Origin of the sequence: Ornithinibacillus caprae (assembly GCF_009728145.1) — a bacterium.
In the GTDB taxonomy this organism is placed as follows: domain Bacteria; phylum Bacillota; class Bacilli; order Bacillales; family Amphibacillaceae; genus Ornithinibacillus; species Ornithinibacillus caprae.
The window spans coordinates 24,115-43,616 of record NZ_WOCA01000004.1 but is presented as its reverse complement, the minus strand read 5'-3'; the positions used below and the strand labels follow the sequence as shown (position 1 = coordinate 43,616).

General features: G+C 35.7%; 18 protein-coding genes. All 18 read left to right on the top strand.

Translation table 11 applies throughout. The annotated features are described in order from the left end of the window. Nucleotides 1-142 precede the first annotated feature (142 nt). The 18 genes from metG to mfd all read left to right on the top strand — a co-directional run bounded on the left by metG (nucleotide 143) and on the right by mfd (nucleotide 19,334). Entirely contained in the window at nucleotides 143-2,095 is a 1,953-nt protein-coding gene (gene metG / locus GMD78_RS06765; protein WP_155668083.1) for a methionine--tRNA ligase, read from the top strand. Nucleotides 2,096-2,156: 61 nt separating this feature from the next. Next, nucleotides 2,157-2,930: a TatD family hydrolase gene (locus tag GMD78_RS06760; RefSeq protein WP_155668082.1), complete on the top strand. Its 774-nt coding sequence runs from the start codon at nucleotides 2,157-2,159 to the stop codon at nucleotides 2,928-2,930. A 231-nt stretch (nucleotides 2,931-3,161) separates the two neighbouring features. After that, nucleotides 3,162-4,358, top strand: a complete 1,197-nt coding sequence (locus GMD78_RS06755; protein ID WP_155668081.1) for a resuscitation-promoting factor — start codon at nucleotides 3,162-3,164, stop codon at nucleotides 4,356-4,358. Nucleotides 4,359-4,553: 195 nt separating this feature from the next. Then, nucleotides 4,554-5,129: a ribonuclease M5 gene (gene rnmV / locus GMD78_RS06750; protein WP_155668080.1), complete on the top strand. Its 576-nt coding sequence runs from the start codon at nucleotides 4,554-4,556 to the stop codon at nucleotides 5,127-5,129. Next, on the top strand, nucleotides 5,116-5,997 hold the full coding sequence (gene rsmA, locus GMD78_RS06745) for a 16S rRNA (adenine(1518)-N(6)/adenine(1519)-N(6))-dimethyltransferase RsmA (RefSeq protein ID WP_155668079.1): 882 nt from the start codon (nucleotides 5,116-5,118) through the stop codon (nucleotides 5,995-5,997). Before rnmV ends, rsmA begins: the two co-directional genes overlap by 14 nt. A gap of 133 nt (nucleotides 5,998-6,130) precedes the next feature. Beyond that, on the top strand, nucleotides 6,131-7,018 hold the full coding sequence (yabG, locus tag GMD78_RS06740) for a sporulation peptidase YabG (protein WP_343042169.1): 888 nt from the start codon (nucleotides 6,131-6,133) through the stop codon (nucleotides 7,016-7,018). Between the two features lie 289 nt (nucleotides 7,019-7,307). Then, nucleotides 7,308-7,574, top strand: coding sequence for a biofilm formation stimulator Veg (gene veg / locus GMD78_RS06735; RefSeq protein ID WP_155668078.1), 267 nt, complete (start codon nucleotides 7,308-7,310; stop codon nucleotides 7,572-7,574). Nucleotides 7,575-7,649: 75 nt separating this feature from the next. After that, nucleotides 7,650-8,006 carry an SCP2 sterol-binding domain-containing protein gene (locus GMD78_RS06730; protein ID WP_246187591.1) on the top strand — a complete coding sequence of 119 codons (357 nt, stop codon included), beginning with the start codon at nucleotides 7,650-7,652 and terminating at the stop codon, nucleotides 8,004-8,006. A 107-nt stretch (nucleotides 8,007-8,113) separates the two neighbouring features. Then, a complete protein-coding gene (locus GMD78_RS06725) occupies nucleotides 8,114-8,293 on the top strand; it encodes a small, acid-soluble spore protein, alpha/beta type (protein WP_155668077.1) in 180 nt (59 codons plus the stop codon). Nucleotides 8,294-8,567: 274 nt separating this feature from the next. After that, complete coding sequence (ispE, locus tag GMD78_RS06720; protein WP_155668076.1) at nucleotides 8,568-9,419, top strand: 4-(cytidine 5'-diphospho)-2-C-methyl-D-erythritol kinase; 852 nt, start codon at nucleotides 8,568-8,570, stop codon at nucleotides 9,417-9,419. Between the two features lie 66 nt (nucleotides 9,420-9,485). Continuing rightward, on the top strand, nucleotides 9,486-10,301 hold the full coding sequence (purR, locus tag GMD78_RS06715; RefSeq protein WP_155668075.1) for a pur operon repressor: 816 nt from the start codon (nucleotides 9,486-9,488) through the stop codon (nucleotides 10,299-10,301). A gap of 459 nt (nucleotides 10,302-10,760) precedes the next feature. Continuing rightward, on the top strand, nucleotides 10,761-11,048 hold the full coding sequence (gene spoVG, locus GMD78_RS06710; RefSeq protein ID WP_155668074.1) for a septation regulator SpoVG: 288 nt from the start codon (nucleotides 10,761-10,763) through the stop codon (nucleotides 11,046-11,048). Nucleotides 11,049-11,393: 345 nt separating this feature from the next. Then, nucleotides 11,394-12,773, top strand: coding sequence for a bifunctional UDP-N-acetylglucosamine diphosphorylase/glucosamine-1-phosphate N-acetyltransferase GlmU (gene glmU / locus GMD78_RS06705; protein WP_155668073.1), 1,380 nt, complete (start codon nucleotides 11,394-11,396; stop codon nucleotides 12,771-12,773). Nucleotides 12,774-12,789: 16 nt separating this feature from the next. Then, nucleotides 12,790-13,743 carry a ribose-phosphate diphosphokinase gene (locus GMD78_RS06700; RefSeq protein WP_155668072.1) on the top strand — a complete coding sequence of 318 codons (954 nt, stop codon included), beginning with the start codon at nucleotides 12,790-12,792 and terminating at the stop codon, nucleotides 13,741-13,743. A gap of 140 nt (nucleotides 13,744-13,883) precedes the next feature. After that, entirely contained in the window at nucleotides 13,884-14,519 is a 636-nt protein-coding gene (locus GMD78_RS06695; RefSeq protein WP_155668071.1) for a 50S ribosomal protein L25/general stress protein Ctc, read from the top strand. Between the two features lie 158 nt (nucleotides 14,520-14,677). After that, a complete protein-coding gene (gene pth / locus GMD78_RS06690; protein WP_155668070.1) occupies nucleotides 14,678-15,241 on the top strand; it encodes an aminoacyl-tRNA hydrolase in 564 nt (187 codons plus the stop codon). A gap of 114 nt (nucleotides 15,242-15,355) precedes the next feature. Next, the gene (gene fin / locus GMD78_RS06685) at nucleotides 15,356-15,586 is read left to right on the top strand and encodes an anti-sigma-F factor Fin (protein WP_155668069.1); all 231 of its coding nucleotides are present in this window, start codon (nucleotides 15,356-15,358) and stop codon (nucleotides 15,584-15,586) included. A gap of 229 nt (nucleotides 15,587-15,815) precedes the next feature. Further along, nucleotides 15,816-19,334, top strand: coding sequence for a transcription-repair coupling factor (gene mfd / locus GMD78_RS06680; protein WP_343042167.1), 3,519 nt, complete (start codon nucleotides 15,816-15,818; stop codon nucleotides 19,332-19,334). Nucleotides 19,335-19,502: the final 168 nt, after the last annotated feature.

Sequence of the window (19,502 nt, the reverse complement as noted above, 5' to 3'; positions counted from 1 at the left end):
CTTACAGCATTAGTAGAAAGATTTGATATATACGAATCGATTTAGGCTAGAAGTCTTTAGTTATTCCATAATGGAAAGTTTATGATAAAATCGCTACAATAGAAGAATGAATAATTTGAATGGTAATCGAGGAGGTAATGTAATGTCTAAGGAAAACAAAACGTTTTATATAACGACTCCCATTTATTATCCAAGTGGAAAATTACATATTGGTCATGCATACTCTACTGTTGCAGGGGATGCTATTTCTCGCTATAAAAGAATGCGTGGCTTTGATGTTATGTATTTAACAGGTACGGATGAGCATGGACAAAAAATTCAACGTAAAGCTGAAGAAAAAGGGGTAAGCCCTCAGGAATATGTAGATGAAATTGTAAGTGGTATTCAAGAGCTTTGGAAGAAGCTCGAAATTACGAATGATGACTTTATTCGGACCACTCAGGATCGTCATAAAAAAGTTGTAGCTAAAATATTTGATCAACTTGTCAAACAGGGAGATATTTACCTTGATGAATATGAAGGTTGGTATTGTACTTCAGATGAGTCCTTTTTTACAGAACGGCAATTAGAGGACGGCCACTGTCCTGATTGTGGTGGGCATGTTGAAAAGGTAAAAGAAGAATCCTATTTTTTCAAAATGAGTAAGTATGTGGATCGGCTTGTTCAATATTATGACGAACACCCAGAATTCATTCAACCAGAAAGTCGAAAAAATGAAATGTTAAATAATTTTATTAATCCAGGTCTAGAAGATCTAGCGGTTTCTAGGACAACATTTGATTGGGGTATTAAAGTACCAGGTGATCCTAAACATGTAATTTATGTTTGGATTGATGCGTTAAGTAATTATATAACGGCACTTGGTTACGGAACGGATGAAGATTATAAATTTAATAAATTTTGGCCAGCAGATGTTCATTTAATGAGTAAGGAAATCGTTCGTTTCCATACGATTTATTGGCCAATTATGTTAATGGCACTTGATTTACCATTACCGAAAAAAATCTTTGCTCATGGCTGGATCTTGATGAAGGATGGAAAAATGTCCAAATCAAAAGGCAATGTCGTGGATCCGGTTAGTCTAATTGATCGTTATGGATTAGATGCTCTACGTTACTATCTTTTAAGGGAAGTTCCTTTTGGGTCAGATGGTGTATTTACTCCAGAAGGATTTGTAGAACGTACCAACTTTGATCTAGCAAATGATCTAGGCAACCTATTGAATCGTACTGTTGCAATGATTGATAAATACTTTGCTGGCGAAATTCCTGCATATGTTACATCAGAAACAGAAATAGAAGAATCACTGGAAACATTTACGAAAGAAACAATTGAAAAAGTAGAAAATGCATTAGAAGATATGCAATTTTCAGTAGCGCTTTCGTCATTATGGCAACTTATTAGTAGAACAAATAAGTATATTGATGAAACAGAACCATGGGTATTAGCGAAGGATGACAGTAACAAGGAACGTTTAGGAAATGTAATGGCACATTTAGCTGATTCATTGCGAATTATTGCCGTTATGCTTCAGCCGTTCTTAACAAAAGCTCCTACTGAAATATTTAAGCAATTAGGAATAAAAGTTGAATCATTCAAAGAATGGGATACGGTTTACCAACAGGGTTTAATTCAAGAGGGAACAAAGGTTGAAAAAGGAAGCCCAATTTTCCCACGTTTAGATGTGGAGGAAGAAGTAGCAGCCATTAAAGCTATGATGCAAAAGCCAGCAGAGGAAAAGAAGGAGTCCAACCAAGCTGAAGTTAAAGAACAAGTGGTTTATGATGATTTCATGAAGCTTGATTTAAGAGTAGCTGAAGTAGTCAAAGCGGGAAAAATGAAAAAAGCGGACAAACTACTAAAACTGCAATTAGATTTAGGTTTCGAAAAACGACAAGTAATTTCAGGAATTGCAGAACATTATCAACCTGAAGAATTAATAGGAAAAAAAGTGATCTGTGTAACGAACCTGAAGCCTGTTAAATTAAGAGGTGAAATGTCTGAAGGAATGATCCTTTCTGGTGAAGATGAGAATGGTAAACTATCACTGGCTACCGTGGAGGATACGTTACCAAATGGATCTGTAGTAAAATAAAGATGAAAAGGTCTGCCTTCTTATTATGGAAGCTGACCTTTTCTTTTGGAGGTAATTAAAAATGTTAGTAGATACTCATGTACATGTAAATGCGCGACAGTTTTTAGAAGATAGGGACGAAGTTATTGAGCGTGCATTTAACACAGGAGTAAAATATATGGTAGTTGTAGGTTTTGATCGAGAAACAATTCCCCTAGCAATAGAGATTGCTGAGCAGTACGAGACGATCTATGCGGCAGTGGGATGGCATCCGGTTGATGCAATTGATATGACAGATGAGGACTTAGCTTGGATCGAAGAGTTATCCGCCCATCCAAAAGTTGTGGCAATTGGCGAAATGGGTCTCGATTATCACTGGGATAAGTCACCAAAAGCTATACAAAAAGAAGTATTTCGAAAGCAGATCCGCTTGGCGAAGAAAGTAAATATGCCTATTATCATTCATAATCGTGAAGCAACAGAAGATATTATAGATATATTACAGGAGGAAGGTGCCAAGCAAGTAGGTGGTATTATGCATTGTTATAATGACTCAGTACGTTATGTGCAAACCTGTTTAGATATGAATTTTTATATTTCACTAGGTGGTCCCGTAACGTTTAAAAATGCACCACTTCCAAAAGAAGTAGCAGTAGAGGTGCCTCTAGACCGTTTATTAGTTGAAACAGATGCACCATTTTTGGCTCCGCATCCTAATCGTGGAAAAAGAAATGAACCTGCTTATGTGACATTAGTCGCAGAGAAAATTGCAGAATTAAGAGGATTATCGTTCGAAGAAATAAGTGATATAACGACAAGAAATGCATTTACACTATTTGGAATAAAACATGATTAAATTAACACAAATGGGTATTTTTACATGGATGATTTATACATTTTTTGAAGGCTAGTTTAAAAACTAGTCTTTTTTATTTCCTTTATGTAACAAGGTATATCGTTGGTAAATAAGGGTTTGAGAGATGAACTTGTCCGTTGTAATAAAACTGTAAAGGAATCGTAATCCTATATGCTTTGACTTTGCATAGTAGTGTTTATATAATCAAAGTCGATTAAGGAGGCATGTAGCATGCGAAATTTTTCAAAGCTATTGCCGGCCTCAAAACTGAAGCTGGTCATTTCAAGTATCGGAGTGCTGGTTCTTGTCGCTTTCTCTTCGTTTATACTATATGAAGCAACAAAGACAGATGTTACTGTTTCAAACAATGGAGAAATAGAAACAGTAAAAACCCACGCTGATACCGTAAAGGAACTGCTTGATGAAATAGCTATTACTGTTGGAGAACATGATGCATTATCACATTCAATGGATGCACCAATTGAAAACGGTATGGAAATAGAATACAAGACAGCAAAACAAGTTATTGTTACGATAGATGGGGAAGAAAAGGAATATTTTACAGTTGCCGATACCATTGGCTCCTTCTTAGGAGAAAATAATCTTTCATTTTCCGATCGTGATGATATTTCTCATAGTAAGGATGAAGAAATTTCAGATGGCTTACAGTTAACTGTAAATCAAGCCTTCCAAGTAACCATAAATGATGGTGGAGAAGAAGAACAGGTCTGGACTACTGGAGGAACAATTCAGGAGTTGCTAGATGAAAATCAAATTACATTAACAGACCAAGACAAAATTGAACCTGCAATAGAAGAATCTGTTACGAATGATACACAAATTCAAATTGTACGTGTAGAAACAAAAACAGAGGAAGTTGAAGAGTCTGTTGCATTCAAAACAGAAACGAAGGAAGATTCTTCACTTGAAAAAGGGAAGAAAAACGTTCTTGCAGAAGGTAAAGATGGAAAACTTGTAAAAACGTATGAAGTCACATACGAGAATGGCAAGGAAGTAGATCGTGAGTTGATTGAAGAAGAGGTCGTTCAAGATAGTGAAAACCGTGTAGTTGCTATTGGAACAAAAGAACCAAAGCAAAATCTTGTTACGTTATCTTCTGGAAGCAAACCCTCTGGTGGTAAGGAATTTACAATGACAGCAAGTGCATATACAGCTAGCTGTAGTGGATGTTCTGGTTACACAACAACAGGAATTAATCTTAATGCCAACCCAAATAAGAAAGTAATTGCGGTTGACCCTAATGTTATTCCTTTAGGATCAAAAGTATGGGTTGAAGGTTATGGGGAAGCAATAGCTGGAGATACTGGCGGTCACATTCAAGGTAATCGTATTGATGTTCACGTACCTACGAAGTCAGACGCTTATCGTTGGGGTGTCAAAAGGGTTAAAGTTAAAGTAATTAATTAAAATATGAAATGAGTGCTCTTGCCATGTATAATGGTAAGAGCATTATTTTTTAGTAAAAAAGAATATATTCTTATGCTGCATAAAAGAAACGAAGACTAATGCCATAACAAAGCCAAGTTTTTTTAGTATATAACTTCATACTGTGTATATGTGTATTGGAGCTATAAATGAATAAATCAAAGTGAGGAAATAATTTTGAGAATTAAAGAAGTGATTGTAGTTGAAGGTAAAGATGATACAACAAAAATTAAACAAGCTGTGGATGCAGATACCATTGAAACAAATGGATCCGCTATTAACAAAAATACAATAAAACAAATTCAACATGCGAAAGAAAAACGTGGTGTTATAATTTTTACAGATCCAGATTATCCAGGAGAAAGAATTCGACAAATCATCAATGAAGCTGTTCCAGGATGTAAGCATGCTTTTTTAACTCAGGAGAAAGCAAGAGCAAAACATCCCGAAAACAAAAGCTTAGGAATCGAGCATGCATCGCTTAAGTCTATTCAAGAAGCGTTATCGGCTGTATATGAACTAGTTGACTACGAAAAAAGTGAAATTACCAAAGCAGATTTAATTGCTAATCGACTGATTGGTGGCCCTGGGTCAAATGCTAGAAGAGAACGACTTGGTGAGTTACTACAAATTGGACATACTAATGGAAAACAACTTTTAAAAAGACTTTCGATGTTTCATATAACAAAAGAACAGTTCGACCAAGCAATGCTTACATTGCAACAGGAGGATAGTATACATGAGCACAAATAAATATATTGCAACTCCGATCCGAACGAAAGAAATATTAAAGAAATACCATTTTACTTTTAAAAAAAGCTTGGGACAAAATTTCTTAGTTGATGTAAATATTTTAAATAATATTATTAGTCATACTGGAATTGATAAAGAAGCAGGAGCAATTGAAGTAGGTCCAGGTATTGGAGCCCTTACAGAACAATTAGCCATTCATGCAGATAAAGTGGTTGCGTATGAAATCGATCAACGACTACTACCTATTCTAGAGGACACATTACAGGATTATGATAATGTTCATGTAATCCATGAAGATATACTAAAAGCTGATGTTCAAGAAATGATTAACAAACAATTTAAAGCTGAGCAGCCTGTTCATATTGTAGCGAATTTGCCTTATTATATTACGACACCAATTTTGATGAAACTATTGCGAGAAAACCTACCAATATCCAGTCTTACGGTAATGATTCAAAAAGAGGTAGCAGAACGTATGGCAGCTAAGCCAAATAGTAAAAGCTATGGCTCATTAACCATCGCTATCCAATACTATACCGATGCAGAAGTTGTTATGCATGTACCTAAAAGTGTATTTATGCCACAACCAAATGTTGATTCCAGCATTTTGAAGTTAACAAGAAGGAAAAATCCACCTGTTCATGTGGAGGATGAGGATTATTTTTTCCCTATCGTCCAGGCGTGTTTTGCCCAAAGAAGAAAGACGTTAAGAAATAATTTAACAAGTCATTTCAAAGGGATCTATGACAAAGAAGAAATTACAACCATACTAGATGAGATTAATATTGATGGGACAAGACGTGGTGAATCGCTAACAATGGAAGAGTTCGCTACCTTGGCGAATACATTTTATAAACGTAGTAAATAAAGATTCTAATAGGGCTATGCTCGTATGAGTAATAGCCCTATTTTTTTGGGTATTGGCACAGGAACAGATGAACCCACATAGTCTATAGAAGTAATAAGCTTTCAATTTAAAGAAGGCCGTGGGGTGGATAAATGTGTCTTTAGCTATAGGAGACTTAGTAACAAGAAAATCATATAATCATGATCTATTATTTCGGATTGTTTCCTTAACGAATGATAAAGCGATATTACATGGAGAAGATCTTCGTTTAGAGGCTGATTCCCCTCTAGATGATTTAAATCGTGTAGAAGGTCGGGATTTACAAAAAAGGCGGATAAAGGAGAAAGAGCAAGAAGAATTTTCTTTCCGCCTATTTCGACAAGATTATCAATTAATGAAAGAAAAGAGAGAGTACCAATCAACAGATGGATATCAATATGCTGAGTATTTTCAATTACCTGCTAGAGTTTTACATTTAGATGGGGATCAAATGTACTTACGAAAGTGTATTGCATTATATCAACGACTAGGGCTACAGGTCCATGGTGTTCATATCAATGAAAAAGAAATGCCATATGAAATTGGTGACTTAATACGGAAAATACAACCCAATATTATTGTAATTACTGGACATGATGCTTTTTCGAAAAATAAAGGAAGAAAGAATGATCTTCGTGCATATCGTCATTCTAAGTTTTTTGCTGAAACAGTACGAGAAGCAAGAAAGATTGTTCCTAATTTAGATGAATTAGTGATTTTTGCAGGTGCTTGTCAATCTCATTTTGAATCGCTTATACGGGCAGGAGCAAATTTTGCTAGCTCTCCACTAAGAATTAATATTCATGCCTTAGACCCAGTCTATATAGCTGCCAAAATAGCATATACTCCTTTTATGGAAAAAGTGACTGTTTGGGATGCGTTACGTAATACATTAACTGGAGAAAAAGGAATGGGTGGTGTCGAAACAAGGGGACTTTTGCGCACGGGTATGCCATATTTAGAAGAAGATCAAGATGAACAGGAGCAGACCGAGAATAGCTAGCTTTTTGGTTATTACCAAAAAAGCTAGCTAATTTGGTGTAGAGAAATATAAAATTTTTTGACCAACACAATAAATCCCGATGCTCTGCCTTTGTAAAAGACGAGTTATCTGATGGAAAAAGGAAATATACATTAAAAAACATACATAATTTGTTAACATTTTGAAATAATAATATCAATAGCTGAATTTAGTTGTTGACAGTAAAAAACATATCTTGTTATAATATAAGATTTTATTTGACTTTAAAACAAGCTTATGTTATGATGTAATTACAGTGAGGTGGAGTGTATTGGCTAAAACATTAATCGAAATTAAGCAAGGTCTTGAGGGTCAAGTCGGAAAACGTCTAACTTTGAAAGCCAATGGCGGTAGAAGGAAAACTATTGAGCGATCGGGAATTTTAGCAGAAACATATCCTTCTGTTTTCATTGTTGAATTAGACCAAGAAGAAAATGCTTTCGAACGTGTTTCCTACAGCTATGCAGACGTATTAACTGAAACAGTAGAACTAAGCTTCCTAGATGAACGTACTAAAGCAATGTTATTGGAACAGTGAACGAAAGTGTTTACTGTTCTTGTTTTTTATATAAAATTATTTGATAATTATAATTATTTCAAGGGAGAATGAGAAATGAGCATGATTGAAGAAGCGAAGATAACAGATATTTGGAGGATCATTGAAAGTAAGTTACATGAAAATGGAGAACCCTATCAGGATTTGACTGCTACTTATGGATTTCAGCTTATAGATCATGATGATCACAATATGTGGCAGCTTGTTTTTGAAGACGGAAATGTACACATTTTTGACCATCATCAAAATGAAGCAAACTGTACGCTAAAAATGAAAGAAAAAAACTTTAGAAAATTCTTATTAGGCGACTTGAATAGTACTACTGCGTTTATGACGGGGAAACTTAAAGTAGAAGGCAATATAGGATTAGCATTAAAATTAGAGGGACTACTTAAACAGTATAAATTTAGTTAATTACGTAATATTTCCTTTTATGTATACATATTACTAGGTTTTGTTTCAAACAAATGTACAAACTATAGATGTCGTAAGAAGTTTTAACAGAAAGGGGTTGTTCTTTCATGGCGAGACGTGGAGGTATTATGTCCGACCAATTGAAAGAAGAAATTGCAAAGGAGTTAGGCTTTTACGACACGGTACAACGAGATGGTTGGGGCGGCATTAAGGCAAGGGATGCCGGGAACATGGTTAAACGAGCAATTGAAATAGCCGAGCAAAATATGCAAAACGGCAGATCCTAAAACGGGATTTGCCGTTTTTCTTTTTGCATAGTGATCATGCGTAAAATGAGGGTTCGTAGGGGAGCGAGCGGATCCTCTTTTATTATCGAACTTGGGCGAGAAGACTCCTTCCTCAAAACGCGACAGTGTTTAGGTGGGTGAGGATGTCAACTTACCTAATTTCACATAGTAGTCGCTTGGAGTTTTTTATTATGATACAATTTCTTTACATAATGTAAAACGCAGTTGAAAGACGTTTTTACTAATGCGCGAACGAATAAAGTAGGTGACGGATATGGCTCTTTTTGAGAAAGCTCCGGCTAAAATAAATTTATCACTTGATGTAATTGGAAAACGAATGGATGGTTTTCATGAAGTGGAAATGATTATGGCAACTATTGATTTAGCCGATCGAGTAGAGTTGAATAGTTTAAACGAGGACCGGATAGAAGTATCGTTATGGAGTAGATATGTACCAAATGATGAGCGAAATTTAGCTTATAAAGCAGCGAAAATATTTAAAAAGGAATACGGTATTAAAAAAGGAGTTCATATAAAAATTGAAAAAAATATCCCAGTTTCTGCTGGATTGGGTGGGGGAAGTAGTAACGCTGCTGCTGTACTACGTGGCTTAAATAAACTATGGGATGTTGGAGTTCCCCTAGAAGAATTAGCATTGTTGGGTTTGAAGATCGATGCAGATGTACCATTTTGTATTTTAGGAAAAACTGCAATTGCTAGAGGGAAGGGGGAAATACTAAAACGACTTCCAGCACCACCCTCTTGTTGGGTTATTTTGGCCAAGCCTAATATAGGGGTTTCTACAAAATCTATTCTACAACGAGTGAATGTAGATGCAATATCACATCCTAACACTAATGAAATTATAAAAGGCCTCTATGAAGGAGATTTTCAACATATATGCAAACATATAGGGAATTCTCTGGAATGCATTACGATGTCCTTATATCCGGAGGTAAAGAGAATTAAAGAAAAAATGATTAATGCAGGTGCAGAAGGTGTCCTTATGAGTGGCAGTGGTCCAACTGTTTATGGATTAGTGAAGCATCATAATAAAGCTCAACGCATTTATAATAGCATGAAAGGTTTTTGTCATGATGTTCACATTGTGCGGATTATTGGATGAATCTTGCTAAAGGCGTATATTGATGGTATATTAAAAGGAAAATATTCGGCTTTTGAGGTGTAATGAATGAAAAGAAGTAATCGGTTAGTATCACTAACAAACTTTTTTCTAGAAAATCCTAGGCAGCATCGAAACCTTCCATATTTTTCTGAAAAATATAATGCTGCAAAAGCATCGATGAGTGAAGATCTAGATATTGTTGATCATATGTTCCGGGAAGAAGGTCTCGGATATCTGAAAAGAACATCAGGATCTGCTGGTGGGGTAATGTTTATCCCAGAATCAACTTATGATAATGGGATTAATTTTATTGAAAAACTATGCAAGCGTTTGGAAGATCCAACACGTATACTTCCAGGTGGATATCTTTATATGAGTGATGTATTAGGGGAGCCTAAAACCGTTAGAGAAATTGGTAGAGTATTTGCTTCAAAATTTTCCAATACGGATATTGATGTAGTAATGACAGTAGCTACAAAAGGAATTCCGCTAGCATATGCAGTAGCTTCGTTCTTAGATGTTCCGGTTGTAATTGTAAGAAGAGATCCGAAAGTAACGGAAGGATCATCGGTAAGTATTAACTATGTCTCTGGTTCTTCAAGAAAAATTCAAACAATGGTTCTGCCAAAACGGAGTTTACGTGCAGGTGCTAATGTATGCATTATTGATGATTTTATGAAAGCTGGAGGAACCATTACTGGTATGGTTAGTTTGCTGGATGAGTTCAATGCCAATGTAGCAGAAATTGGAGTGCTTGCCGAGGCTGATGATGATGAAGAAGATCGAGTTGTAGAAAATTACACCTCTTTAGTAAAGATTTCAGATTTTGACTTGGTTAGCAAGGAAATTCGAGTATTACCAGGTAATTATGCAGCATATTAAATACTTTTATTCTAAAATCTTTTTCGATTGAAAAAGATTTTATTTTTTTAGGCAGATAGGCCACACACCATAAAGGCATGGTGTGAATGCCACGTTTTCTAAAGAAATAAGAAAGTATAAAAATTTTGGTGTGTTATCTTTTTATTACAGGAACAGCCGTTTCCAGCGCATAGAGACTAGCGAGACTTCCCTCTTCTCCGTACGGTAACAGTCCAGTCGAACATCCTTAACTTCTACTGAGGATGGCCGACTATAATTGATCTTTGCGCCCAACGTTGGCGCTTGCGCTTTTATTCTAACTAGGGGTTGATCAAGGGGGCGGTAATTATAAGTTATTCTTTGTAAATTTTTTTACCTTTTTGTGTAAATAATTAAACTTTTTTCAATTTTAAGCAGGATTTAAATAATCTTTGTAGAATTATCTTTATTAAGTTAACTTTGCAAAGGTGGTGAAACAGCATGGAAGTAACTGACGTAAGATTACGCCGTGTTAATACAGAGGGCAGAATGCGTGCAATTGCATCTATTACGTTGGATCAGGAATTTGTTGTCCATGATATCCGTGTTATTGACGGTAATAATGGATTGTTTGTCGCTATGCCATCTAAACGCACTCCTGATGGTGAGTTTAGAGACATTGCACATCCAATCAATTCCAACACACGTTCAAAGATCCAAGATGCGGTATTAGAAGAATATCACCGAGCAGGTGAAGAAGTAGAATATGAGGAAGCTGGAGCTTCCTAATTATGAAAAATTTAACATCAAGAGGTCTAATCTCCTAGGATTGGCCTTCTTTTTTTGTTTCCAGATAAGAAAATAAGAAAAGTAGAAACTTTCCTATCCTGCATTAGTGCAACTAAGGCATTCACCTTAAAGGCTTGTTGAATGCTAAGGTTTCTAATAAAAAAATAATTCGTATTTGGATACCTCCATCCCTTCTGTATCTGTTGAAATGAATCTCTATTTAAGATATATTCATAATGGATAAAGTGAAACAGTGCAGTGTTTTATCAACGCTGTTTGTACACACCATAAGGGTATAAATCCTTAAACGAAACACCAGGATAAATAAAAATTGGAGGTTTCCTCATGGCGAAACGTTATGCAATCATTCTTGCTGCTGGTCAAGGTACGAGAATGAAGTCAAAACTATATAAAGTGCTTCATCCTGTTCTAGGAAAACCAATGGTACAGCATGTACTAGATCAAGTAAAAGCCGTAAATCTAGATGAGGTTGTTACTGTTGTCGGCCATGGTGCCGATTTAGTAAAAGAGCATTTGGGAAAAGAAAGTCAATTTGTACTTCAAGCGGAACAATTAGGTACTGGGCATGCAGTTATTCAGGCTGAACAATTACTAAAAGACAAAGAAGGTACTACTATTGTTGTATGTGGAGATACTCCACTAATAACAGATCAAACATATTTGGACTTGTTTGAGCATCATGAAAAAAATAAATCAAAAGCAACTATATTAACCGCTAAGGCTCCAGATCCTACTGGTTATGGTCGAGTTATCCGTAATGAAAATAATGAAGTAGAACGAATCGTAGAACATAAAGATGCCAATGAGAATGAACTCCGTGTAGCTGAAATAAACACTGGTACATATTGTTTTGATAACAAAGCCTTATTTGAGGCGTTACAAGAAGTTTCAAACGATAATGCACAAGGTGAGTACTACTTAACGGATATAATAGAAATATTAAAAAACAAATCTGCTAAGGTTGGAGCGTATGTAACACCTAAATTTGAAGAAACATTAGGTGTTAATGACCGAGTAGCTTTAGCACAAGCTGAGAAAACGATGAAACGAAGAATAAATGAGGATCATATGCGTAATGGGGTAACCATTATTGACCCAGATCATACGTATATTCATCCTGATGTTGTTATTGAACAAGATGTTGTAATCCATCCTGGTTCAGTTATTACTGGGAAATCGATTATTAAGACTGATGCAGAAATTGGACCGAATACGGAAATTGCGAATTGCGAGGTAGGCGAAGCTACTGTTATCAAGCAAAGTGTAGCAACAGATTCCAAGATCGGTGACCGAGTGAAAATTGGACCATTCGCTCATATTCGACCAGAAGCTAATATAGGCAACGAGGCAAAAATTGGTAATTTTGTCGAGATTAAAAAGTCTACATTAGGTGATAAGAGTAAGGTATCTCATTTAAGTTATATTGGAGATGCACAAGTTGGAAGCAATGTTAATGTCGGATGTGGTACAATAACAGTGAACTATGATGGAAAAAATAAATATTTAACGACGATTGAGGATGATGCATTCATTGGCTGTAACTCAAACCTCATTGCACCTGTTACAATTGGTAAAGGTTCCTATGTTGCTGCAGGATCTACCATTACCAAAAATGTACCGGGTGAATCATTATCAATCGCACGAGCAAAACAAACGAATAAAGAAGGCTATGCAGCTAGAATCAAAAATAGGAAAAAAGATTAACGGAGGGTAAAATTCCATGGCATCTACTTACAAAGACAGTTCTTTGAAGGTATTTACGTTAAACTCAAATCGTAAATTAGCAGGAGAAATAGCAGAACATATTGGTACAACTTTAGGTAAGTGCACGGTATCTTCATTTAGTGACGGTGAAATTCAAATTAACCTAGAAGAAAGTGTGCGTGGCTGTGATGTTTATGTCGTTCAGTCTACAAGTACACCAGTGAATCGACATATTATGGAACTGTTGATTATGATCGACGCGTTAAAACGTGCATCAGCTCGATCAATTAATATTGTTATGCCGTATTACGGATATGCAAGACAGGATCGTAAATCTCGTGCAAGAGAACCAATCACTGCAAAATTAGTAGCAAACTTAGTTGAAACAGCCGGAGCAGATCGAGTAATTACACTTGACCTTCATGCTCCTCAGATTCAAGGGTTCTTTGATATACCTATCGACCACTTGCAAGGTGTTCCAATTTTATCGGATTACTTTGAAGCGAAAAACATTGACGATCTAATCATTGTATCACCTGACCATGGTGGGGTTACTAGAACACGTAAAATGGCAGATCGATTAAAAGCACCTATAGGTATTATTGATAAACGACGTCCACGTCCAAATGTTGCAGAAGTCATGAATATTGTAGGTAATATCGAAGGAAAAACTGCAATACTTATTGACGATATTATTGATACTGCTGGAACCATTACCCTTGCAGCTAATGCGTTAATTGAAAATGGAGCAAAAGAGGTTTATGCATGTTGTACGCATCCAGTATTATCAGGACCAGCTATGGAGCGTATTGAGAACTCTCAAATAAAAGAATTAGTGATTACTAATTCCATACCTTTACCTGCTGAGAAGAAGATTGATAAAGTGACCGAACTATCTGTAGCTCCACTTATTGGGGAAGCGATTATCCGTGTTCATGAGGAACAGTCTGTAAGTATTTTATTCGATTAAAAGGTTTATATTAATTAAAATAGGGGAATTTTACTATATAGAGCAAGTTGGTAGAGAGAAAAAATTTCATATAATGAGAAAGTTTGTCATACAAGATTTGGAAGATATCTAGTTTTCAAATAATGGAGGATGATTAAATCATGTCAGTTACATTGAAAGCAATTAAAAGACCAGATCATACAAGATCGACAACTAGAAAACTCAGAGAAAGTGGACAAGTTCCCGCTGTTGTATATGGAAAAGAAAAGGAATCGAAATCAATTGCTGTAGATAGTATTGAACTTATTAAAACGGTACGCGATGAAGGTCGTAACGCAGTAATTTCATTGGATATTGCAGATGATAGTTCTGTAGATGTAATGCTACATGATTATCAATTAGATGCTATAAAAGATGAGTTGGTACATGCTGATTTCTATGTTGTAAATATGTCGGAAGAAATGGATGTAGCCGTTACGGTTCGACTTGAGGGAGAACCACAAGGAGTTAAAGATGGTGGAGTCTTACAACAAGCTTTATATGAAGTGCAAGTAAGAGCAACACCTAATAATATCCCAGATGAAATTACTATCGATGTTTCATCCTTAGATACAGGTGATAGTTTAACTGTTGCTGATATTCCAAAGGCAGCCAATTATGAAATTCTGGATGATCCTGAATCAACACTTGTAACCATTTTAACACCAACTACTGATGATGATGTTGAAGGTATTGACAATGAAGATGAAGAACCAGAACTAGTTGGAGAAGCTCAAACCGAACGGAATGCAGATTAATGATAGAACCAACATCCCCTCCTTTTCATATATGAACGAAGGAGGGATTGTTGTATTTTTTAGCAGAAAAGAATAAGCTTACTTATGCTGCATAGTTGTAATGAATTCTTGGATAAAGACGAATTTTCTAACTTTTAATAATAAACGAGGGAATAACGATGAAGTGTATTGTTGGTCTAGGTAATCCTGGCAGAAAATATAAAAAAACTAGACATAATATTGGATTTATGGTGATCGATGAATTGCTTGATCGCCATAAATGGGGACCTTTAAAGAAAGATAAGTTTAACGGAAAACATATCGTAGAACACTATCAAGGAGAGAAAGTAGTTCTGCTACAACCACAAACGTATATGAATCTTTCGGGGCAATCGTTACGTCCTTTGATAGATTTTTATGACATCGAACCAGAGAATGTTTTAGTTATTTATGATGAACTAGATTTACCAACTGGAAAGATACGCCTACGACAAAAAGGTGGGCATGGAGGACATAATGGGATCCGTTCTGTAATAGACCATTTGGGTACGAAAGAGTTTAAACGGATTCGTATCGGAGTTGGCAGACCAACCTCTCCCGTACCAGTCGTAGACTATGTTCTTAGTTCATTTCCAAAATCGGAACAAGAAATAGTAACAGATAGCATCGAAAGAGCTGCAGATGCATGTGAAAAATGGTTAGAAAAGCCTTTCTTAGAAGTAATGAATGAATTTAATGCGTAATTGCAGCATATAAATGATGATAATAGATAATTGAATGGATTGGTTACCGTATAAAAACATCCTTTTCGGATAAACTTTAAAATATCTAATGGTTTATCTGAGGAGGTTATTTCCATGTCTATTGTCTATAAGTGTAGGCATTGTGGGGATGTTATTGGACAACTAGAACAACGTGTCATTGACACAACCGTTCTAGGATGGGATAAATTATCGAATGAGGACAAAAAAGAGATGATCGAATATCAAGCAAATGGAGATGTTCATATTCAATCAATTTGTGAGAATTGTGAAGAGTCATTAGGGCATCATCCAGAATATCATGAACTAGACTATTTTATACAATAAGAGAACGTATAAAGGCTTTGGTTTAAGTGAACCAAGGCATTTTTGCGTTTATTACGTGTAAAAGGTACATTGCTAAAGAATTTTTACCAGCTGTATTGTTTAATCATTTTATGGCTTTATTATGTAAGTCAGTTATAGTTTTTAGCAGATAAGAAGGTATAAGTTTTCTTATGCTGCATATGTGTATTAGGTTAGGGGTCATATGGCCAATATTATGGGGGTTATGTTTGTGAAAGGTATTAATAGATATTTACAATCAAAGGAAGACATCCAATCCATTCTTACAGGGATTTCAAATGGAATGAAAGAGCAGTTAGTCGCTGGTTTATCCGGTTCAGCTAGAAGCCTATTAGTATCATTAATAGAAGAGTCAACAAATAAGCCAGTCCTTCTCGTTACATTTCAATTAGTTCAGGCACAGGCATTATATGATGACCTAGCTGCATTTATGGGCGATGAACATGTTCATTTATATCCTGTTAATGAGTTAATAGCTTCTGAAATTGCAATTTCAAGTCCAGAGTTAAGAAGTCAGCGAATTGAAGCCTTAACGGAGTGGACCAATAAGAAGTCGGGTATTTTAATTGCTCCAGTTGCAGCATTAAAACGAATTTTGCCCCCTACAAGCTATCTTGAAAAATACCAACTTGATTTCTCAGTTGGTGAAGAAATTAATATGGAAAGCTATTTATCGTCCTTAGTGGATATGGGGTATGAGCGTGCTTCGATGGTAACAACTCCAGGTGAGTTTAGTCGTCGGGGTGGAATTATAGATATATATCCTGTTACAGAAGAAAATCCAATTCGTATCGAATTATTTGATGAAGAAATAGATTCGATACGCTATTTTGATGCAGAAACACAGCGTTCTTTAGATAAAAAGGAATCAATTGTGATAGGGCCTGCTACGGAATTGTTATTAAAAGATGGGGATATTTTATCAGGAGCAGAACGTTTAGAAAGTGCCTTAGCAAACACGTTGAAAACTAAAAAATCAACAGAAGCTAAAGAGATGCTAGTAGAAGAAATAGAACATGATATTTCTCGATTAAGAAACTTAGAACATTTTCCAGAGATGTATAAGTATATAGGTTTTCTCTATGATAACCCTGCTAGTTTATTAGATTATTTACCATCTAATGGGTTAATTATTTTAGATGAGATGAGTAGAATCCAGGAAACCGCGACTAATTTAGATATGGAAGAAGCAGAATGGTATAGTAGCCTATTAGAATCGAATAAAACAGTAAAAAACAGTAAATTTTCATTTGATTGGCATACCATATGGGACAAAATGGATGCACAACGACTGTATATGTCTGTGTTTTTAAGGCATATACCAAATACTCAGCCACAAAATATTATAAATCTGTCGTCTAGGGCAATGCAGGAATTCCATGGACAAATGCATCTATTTAAAAATGAATTAAGTCGTTGGGATAAAGGTGGATACTCTGTAGTTGTATTAGCTCCAAATGAAAAACGAGCAGAAAAGATCCAGTCTATATTTACAGATTATGATATTGAGTCTAGTGTAACCAATCAACTAGAACTTCCAGTGGAGCATCCAACTATTGCTGTTGGTAACGTTAGTAGTGGTATTGAGATGCCAATGCACAGGTTGGTGTTGATTACTGAAAATGAACTATTTAAGAAACGAAGTAAACGAACCCGGAAAAAACAAAAGATATCGAATGCAGAACGTATTAAAAATTATCAAGAGCTAAAGGTTGGCGATTATGTTGTCCATGCTAATCATGGAATTGGTCGTTATTTAGGAATTGAGACACTTGAAGTAAATGATAAACATAAAGACTACATGTTACTTAAATATTCTGGTGATGATAAACTGTTTGTCCCAATAGAACAAATAGATCTTGTTCAAAAGTTTGTCGGTTCAGAGGGTAAAGAGCCTAAGCTTTATAAGCTAGGTGGTAGTGAATGGACAAAGGTTAAGCGTAAAGTTCAGTCATCCGTTGAAGATATTGCGGACGATTTGATCAAGCTATATGCGGAAAGAGAATCAAGAAAGGGTTACGCATTTTCTCCTGATACAGATCTACAAAGGGAATTTGATGCATCTTTTCCATATCAGGAAACGGAAGATCAGTTACGATGTATTGCGGAAATTAAAGAAGATATGGAAAAAGAACAACCCATGGATCGCTTACTTTGTGGTGATGTTGGTTATGGTAAGACAGAAGTAGCAATTCGAGCTGCATTTAAAGCTGTAGCAGATGGAAAACAAGTAGCAATTCTAGTGCCAACTACGATTCTTGCACAGCAACATTATGAAACCATTCGTGAGCGGTTTCAGGACCATGCGATAAATATAGGGTTGTTAAGTAGATTTCGGACAGCAAAACAACAAAAAGAAACTATTCAAGGGCTTAAAAGGGGCTTAGTAGATGTAGTAGTCGGTACCCATCGACTGTTATCTAAAGATATTGAATACCATGAATTAGGATTATTAATAGTTGATGAAGAGCAGCGATTTGGTGTTAAACATAAAGAAAAAATAAAACAAATGAAAACAAATATTGATGTACTAACATTAACTGCAACACCGATCCCACGAACATTGCATATGTCGATGTTAGGTGTAAGAGATTTATCCGTTATTGAAACACCACCAGAGAATCGTTTTCCGATCCAAACGTATGTGGCTGAATATAATCCAATATTAATTAGGGAATCCATTGAACGAGAGATGTCACGTGGTGGTCAAGTGTTTTTCTTATATAACCGAGTAGAGAATATTGATAAGATGGCTCGTGATATTGGCATGCTAGTAGAGGATGCAAGAATTGCAGTAGCCCATGGACAAATGAATGAAACAGAGTTGGAAAATGTTATGTTTGGCTTCTTAGAAGGTGAATATGATGTGTTAGTAAGTACAACCATTATTGAAACCGGTGTAGATATTCCAAATGTAAATACATTAATTGTCTATGATGCAGATCGTATGGGATTGAGTCAGCTCTATCAATTAAGGGGTAGAGTAGGTCGTTCTAATCGAGTAGCTTATGCTTATTTCACGTATCAAAAGGATAAAGTATTAACAGAGGTTGCTGAGAAACGCCTACAGGCAATTAAGGAATTTACCGAATTGGGGTCTGGTTTTAAGATTGCAATGCGAGACCTTTCTATCCGTGGTGCAGGGAACTTATTAGGTGCGCAGCAGCATGGATTCATTGACTCTGTAGGATTTGATATGTATAACCAGATGTTAAAAGATGCTATTGATGCTCGTAAAGCTGGCAAAGAAATTGAAGAAATTAAACCATTTGAACCAGAACTAGCCCTTTCTATTGATGCGTATATACCGGATACGTATATTAGTGATGAAAAACAAAAAATTGATATGTATAAGCAATTTCAAACGATTTTGGCACAGGAAGATATTGATGACTTAAAAGATGAGTTAATCGATCGCTTTGGCGATTATCCAGAAGAAGTAGAAAACCTATTCATCGTATCTAACTTGAAACGAGTTTCTAAAAATGAACGAGTTGAAAGTATTACGGAACGCAATAAAAAGATTGAAATGCTTTTAACGGAAGAACGTAGCCAACAGATCGATGGAGCAAAATTATTCGAGCTTGCGAATGAATTCGGAAGAGGAATTCAGTTAGGAACAGAAAGTAATAAATTAAAAATAATCTATAAACCATCAAGAGATACGGAGCACCAACGGTATGAGATTCTTGGGAATTTCATTGAAAAATTGGAAAAAGTTAATCGTTAAAAACAGAAATTGGTATTTCATGTATACTTCTTTTAAAGATGATCAATACTAAGCAAACACAACTGGTGTTATTTTCCCATTCAGAGAGGAATAGGAAAGGCATGTTGTTGTGTCCGTTTAGTACTCGGTTTTTGATAGCAATCATCAAAAACATACTCTTTCACCATT